The sequence below is a fragment of the Chitinophaga sp. genome (genome assembly GCF_036569185.1).
Classification (GTDB): domain Bacteria; phylum Bacteroidota; class Bacteroidia; order Chitinophagales; family Chitinophagaceae; genus Chitinophaga.
Genome location: NZ_DATCRD010000012.1, coordinates 22,645 through 28,644, shown reverse-complemented (window position 1 = coordinate 28,644; position 6,000 = coordinate 22,645). Strand labels below are relative to the sequence as shown.

The window sequence follows — 6,000 nt, the reverse complement described above, 5'->3', positions numbered from 1 at the left end:
GACTTCCAGCAGGCAAATAGCCAGCAAGCCAATGGCATTGCCGTTTTCCTGCAGGTATTGTTTTACCGAGCTGAGTGCAGCCATCATATGTTTTTTGACCGTTTCCCGGGAGATGTTTAACCGGTGAGCGATATCATCGTGCTTAAGCCCTTCTATGCGGCTCATTCGATATACTTTCTGTTGTTGTGCCGGCAACTGTGCGACGGCTTTATGCAGCAATCGCTCCAGTTCTTTGCCAAGCGTGGCTTCTTCAGTAGGATTATGGCTTCCCTCCGGGGAATATAGTTCTCTGAGAAGGCTTTCCTCATGCGCCCGCCGCTTCATCCCGTTCAGTACCTGGTTACGTGTCATCCGGTTAATATACGCGGCCAGGTTATCAATGTTATGCAGTGATCTGCGGTTAATCCAGATCTTTACCAGCACGTCCTGTACAACATCTTTGGCGATGGTATCGGAGGCTGTCATCCTGAGTGCGAAAGAATAAATAAAAGGATGGTAACGATCAAACAAAAGCCTGAACGCCGACTCCTCTCCCCCGGCCAACTGCTCCAGCCATTGCTGCTCCGTATTCAAATTTTCTTGCATGTTCCGAGACCTGCCTCCCGGGCAGTAATTGGTTGATTTTGCGGCTAAAAGTAGTAAAAAACTGATTGGTTGTGATGTCCGCAGCGAAAAGATTTTAATTACATTCTAACTGATTTTTTATATTTTTGAACGGCGCGCTGAATGCAGCGGTTAAAACAGATAACTGTCGGAGAGAGCACCGTCTGCCCCTTGATTGATGTATCAACCTATATCGTAATTCAATCCCTTTAAGGCAATGACCTGGTAATTTTTTTATGCTGAATATTTTAAAGAATATGTTTCCATTACCGCCAGCGGCGAAAGCCTGACCGGAGCGATCACTCAATTTAACTGATTCCTTTTACCCTGAATTATAGCTTTTATATCAACCCTTACGTATGAAATATCGTTTCCTTCTGCCGGCACTGCTGATGGTGCTGTTCCCTCTTTTTACCTATGCACAGAAAGATGCGCCTGTTGCCGGGCATGCAGCAACGCTCACGGATCTGCTCAAGAAAAATTACAGCGCTATTGAGCCCGCACAGCGGGAAGATGAGATCAGCCGGGACAGGACCCAGGTGCTGGCTATTTTTAAATCGTATTTGCAGGATGAGGAATTAGCGGGATTAGATGATACAAGTTTCAGTGCCGCAAAAAACACGTTGAAAAAATCCCAGGACTCGCTGACGGTGGCGAAAAGGAATTTTGATAGTTATGCGACTTCCAATAATAAGGATACCCACGAGGTTTCATCTCTCTCAGATAAACTGGAGAAAGCACTAAGGTCTGTGAATGAACAGAAAACCAATATCGATTTAATGGAGCTGAAAGCTGTTAGAACTGCCTACAGCAAAAATAAACTGGTAGATACTGTTATCGGGAAATTCATCGTAAAATATACCGACCTTCAAAAAGGAAAAATTGATAAGAATGCCTCCGCCAATACCGCATCGGACATACAGAAAAGCATCCCCTTCCTGGGTGGTAATCTTGGCTTTGAAACCATTATTGATGGCCTGGGACGCTTTATTGCAAAGCGGCTCAAAGAGGAACTTACCACCTATGCCATTGACCGCGTAAAGCAATGGCTCCGGAACCCTGACCCCAACGATCCGCTAACGGACCTAAAAATACTGCTTCCGAAAACAACCAGTTACCTGTTGGGCTTTAAGGCCGACCAGGTGACAAATTTCCCCAATGAAATAAAACAATATATTGAAGATGACCTTAGTCATATACTTGACAATGCAGGCAACCTGCGCAATACACCACGGGTAGAGCGCTTGCTGCTGCAATACCCAGATCTCGATTTTGCTTTTGAAGCATTGCAGCTCATCCCACAAATCTCTAAAGTAAAAACACCGGTAGATTATTTTACTATTCTTGAAAGCAGCCGGAATATTAACCGGTGGAAAGGAGATGCTACCAAACCTAACCAATTTAATATAGCCAATGGCGTTAGTCTTACCGGCTTATTGGCAAGAAGCCTGGTAGTGGTAGATAATGGCGAAAAAAGATTTGCCGGAACCGAATTCCTGACTACCTATGCATCAGAAGCACCTTTCTATGCTTTATATGCAGGCTTTATTTACCAGCAGGATCTCAAATACTACAACATTAAATTCCGTATTAAAACTAAAACAGTTGCATTCAGTAAATTTTACGCCGATAGTATTATTGAGAAAGGTACTTCAAATATCAAAAACCTGGAACTGATCAGGGAAACGATAACACTAACTGCTCAAAATGCAGAAAAAATATTCACGAACGCCACAGAACTTCGCAAAGCCAGTAAAGCAGGAACTAAACCCGGCCCGGATACTTTATTCAGCTTTGTAAAAAGCGTTATAGATTTTTCAAAAGATGCCACCCATTCAGCCGACAGCCTGCTGGCATATCTTTTCAAAGATAGCTGCGATATATCATTAGACTCTCTTCTTCACCCCTATTTCTCTATAGCGAACGCCACAAATGAAGTTATTTACGACCTGCAACAGAAAAAGTATACAACAGCTTTACTGAAAGCAGTAGATATCACCTCCGGATTAGTAAATAAAAACCAGGTTTCCGGCATCAGCGCATTTACCCAGAATTTAGCGAACAGTCCTTTCAGCCAGTCTGCATCGAATTGGTCGGAGGTAGCCGGGTATGTGAACGAAGCCGTCAAAAATATATCAAACAGACCCGTAAAAACTTTTCCGGTAACGGATAACCTCAGGAAATCGTTTTCCGGTGTTGCTGCAGAACTGAACAAGATACGGCTGTACTATCGTTTAGAATACCCCGATTCTGCCCAAAGCCTTCTTCCGCAGGTGAATGACTTCATTTCACTTTGTGACAGCGGCAACATAAATAAGTCCATTGCCAACAACGGGAAAATAACAGAGATATATACATTGCTGAACAATAAAAAGGAGTTCCAGGAACTGGTTGTTTCTTATTATGCTCATACTGCAGTTATGTATTCAATAAAGGAACTGGATGAACAGATGGCCAAAATGAAAATCGAACGGCCGCGAAGTAAAGATACGATTGACCTTATACCTGTATCAGAAAGAAACAATATTGCAACTGGTATCCATAATTACATTTCTGCTTTGTTTATAAACTACTTTATAGAAGGGAATAAAACAGAAAAGAAAAGTCTTGAAACAGCACGACTAAGCATGGAAGCCGCTATCCGCCGGGGGCTGGCGGCTATGCCGCAACAAACAAATTTGCTGCAAAACCAACAGGCCGTATCTCTTATTCACTTTGTAAACGACATGGCCTCAGCTAAAGATGCAACAGCAGTAGAAGAAGCCATAGAAGCCTTCGTACTTCCTGCCGGCAGCTACGCCATCAAACGGAAAGCCAGGTATAATTTTTCGCTTAACAGTTATCCAGGGCTTTTAGGCTCCTATGAAATAACACCGGAAAAAGGTAATTCATTTAGTACGGGCTTTACGGCTCCTGTTGGGCTCAGCCTTTCCTGGGGATGCCGTAATGAGGGCTCGTTAGGGTTTTTCCTCTCCGTTATAGATATAGGTGCAGTAACAAGATTACGGTTAGACAGCAGTAAGGCCACCGATATGCTTCCGGAATTCAGCTTCAAAAACATATTGGCTCCCGGCCTGTACGTTGTTTACGGATTCCCCAATACCCCGCTGTCTCTTTATGGCGGCGCCCAATATGGCCCTCAGCTAAGAGCCATTCAGGACAAGGATAATTACAAAAATTATGACTCTTATCGCCTGAGCCTGGGTGTAGTAATGGATCTCCCCTTACTTAATCTCCACACCAGACCTCACTAGCTATGAAGCGCACTTTTATATCCCTGTGGTACATGCTGATGGCTACCGTTTGCGCTGCACAAACAGATTCTGCGGCAGCCAAAGTAGAGAAGATAATGCTTGAACTTAAAGCCCAAAGCAACAATTTCAAAACAAACAAACAGTCGACTGCTGAAAGGGAAGCGGAAAAACTCATGAACATAAAGGCGATGCAATATCAGTATCAGCAATTGGACGCCATCAAACAACAGCTGAACACCAACACGAAATTATCCGTAAAGGAAATCAAGCTGATACAAACTGCTGCGCAACAGCAACAACTGGATCAGGTGCTGCAACAGGAAACGGTTCATCCGGATCCAAGTGAGGCTTCCCAGCCTCAGTCTAAGGCGCTTGACGAGGATGTCATAGAAACAACCCGGCGCGCCCGGCTAAAAGGCCCCACACAATTCGACAGCCGCATTGAGCTCTTCCAGCTGGATGTGCTCTATGAACAGGACCGGCGCATCCTGTTCAACGCAGCTTCCGTGGGGCTGGTGATCCGCAAAGAAAACCTCGAAGCCGTAACGGATAGTTTCTTTCGTATCAATACCGGTCTTACCCTGGGAACGAAATACAAACTATGCCCCGGCCAGGCCTTTGCCAAACAACCCGTTGCCGGCGAAGGCACCGCTTTCCTGATCCAGGGCGATCAACCCAGGATGATGACCGCCGGGCATGTATTCAGCGAGTCTATTGACCATTACGCTATCATTTTTGGGTTTGAGATGGAGAATGAAGTGGGCGCCTATGAAACCCTCATCCCTATCCAGCACATTTACTACCCGGAGCAAATCACTTTTAAAGATGATGCGCTGGACATTGCCGTTTTCACATTAAACAAACCTACCGACAGGCGTCTGCTCCCCCTTTCAGCAAGGGAGCCGGTTACCGGCGAAGAAGTATATATGATCGGCTACCCCTGCGGCCTCCCGGTAAAAGTAGCGCTCAATGCCGGCGTAAAGGAGAACAACCATCCACAATATTTCTTCACTTCACTGGATGCCTTCCAGGGCAATTCCGGCTCCCCGGTTTTCAGTATGAGCACGCATGAAATAATTGGCGTACTGGTTTCCGGTGAGGTCGACTTTACATGGAACGGCTCCTGCAACCAGGTGACCATATGCAGTATCCCGTTCTGTAAAGGAGAAAAAGCCATCCGCATCAGCGCCATTCAAAAGGCGGCCGAATAGAAACAGCTTTTTATTCCTAACTTCCGGGGATGAAATGGATCACCCGTGAACGTCCTAAAATCGACAGGCTCGCCTGCCCCTGGCTTATTAAAAGGTTCGTAGACCAGGAAGCCATATTTATTTATGTACCATTCAACGATGTGTTGCCAATGGCCGCTCAACTGAATGCCATCCCTTTCGATATTGCCGGTGTGGAATACACGCATTACAACGATCAGTGCACTTTTGATTACATCATTAAAAAGCACAACATTGAAGACACCGCCGTACAGGCTATGGCGCCCATCGTTCGCGGAGCGGATACCGACCGTCACGACCTTGCCCCACAGGCTGCGGGTCTCTGGGCTATTTCCGCAGGCATGGCATATGATGAGCCGGATGATAATAAACTCCTGGAAAAAGGAATGCTGCTCTACGATTCCCTGTACACCTGGGCAAAATACCTGCAACAGGTAAAACATACCCAGCAGCCTTTTGAAAACCAGCTGCTCGACATCTTCAATAAATTTCTCCAACACGAAAAAGACACCAGAAAAATTCCTGCCTGGGCAAAGGAACTGAAAGAAATTATACAGGACCAGATTGATACCAATCTCAATCTAAGCCTGAAAGGACTTTCTGAAACCCTGCAGGTGCACCCTGCTTATTTATCGAGAGAGTTCTCCAAATATTTTGACGATCTTTCTTTCGGGGATTATATCCGTAAACTGCGGATCGACAAAGCCATACAACTCCTTTCCACCAGTCACTCGCTCACCGAAATCGCCTACCTGACGGGCTTTTCAGACCAGAGCCACTTTACCCGCATCTTTAAGGTGCATACCGGTAAAAGCCCTTCTGCCTACCGGAAAAGTTTAGGGAAAAAGTAAAAACTATACAAAACCTTTGTTTTCATTCTATTTTTTGGTGACAGGTTGCCGGATTTTACAGGC

At 45.4% G+C, this 6,000-nt stretch carries 4 protein-coding genes; 3 read left to right on the top strand and 1 reads right to left on the bottom strand.

Going from position 1 to position 6,000, the window contains the following annotated elements; all coding sequences use genetic code 11:
• Positions 1–585 (bottom strand): RNA polymerase sigma-70 factor (locus tag VIM72_RS00995; protein ID WP_332001005.1); only part of this gene is annotated, 585 nt, incomplete at its 3' end.
• A 377-nt stretch (positions 586–962) separates the two neighbouring features.
• Between VIM72_RS00995 and VIM72_RS00990 the strand changes: the two genes are divergently transcribed.
• From VIM72_RS00990 to VIM72_RS00980, 3 genes are read left to right on the top strand one after another with little or no spacing between them, the layout of a single operon-like run.
• Positions 963–3,857, top strand: a complete 2,895-nt coding sequence (locus tag VIM72_RS00990; RefSeq protein ID WP_332001004.1) for a hypothetical protein — start codon at positions 963–965, stop codon at positions 3,855–3,857.
• 2 nt (positions 3,858–3,859) lie between these two features.
• A complete protein-coding gene (locus tag VIM72_RS00985) occupies positions 3,860–5,068 on the top strand; it encodes a serine protease (RefSeq protein ID WP_332001003.1) in 1,209 nt (402 codons plus the stop codon).
• A gap of 29 nt (positions 5,069–5,097) precedes the next feature.
• Positions 5,098–5,937 carry a chromate resistance protein ChrB domain-containing protein gene (locus VIM72_RS00980; RefSeq protein WP_332001002.1) on the top strand — a complete coding sequence of 280 codons (840 nt, stop codon included), beginning with the start codon at positions 5,098–5,100 and terminating at the stop codon, positions 5,935–5,937.
• Positions 5,938–6,000: the final 63 nt, after the last annotated feature.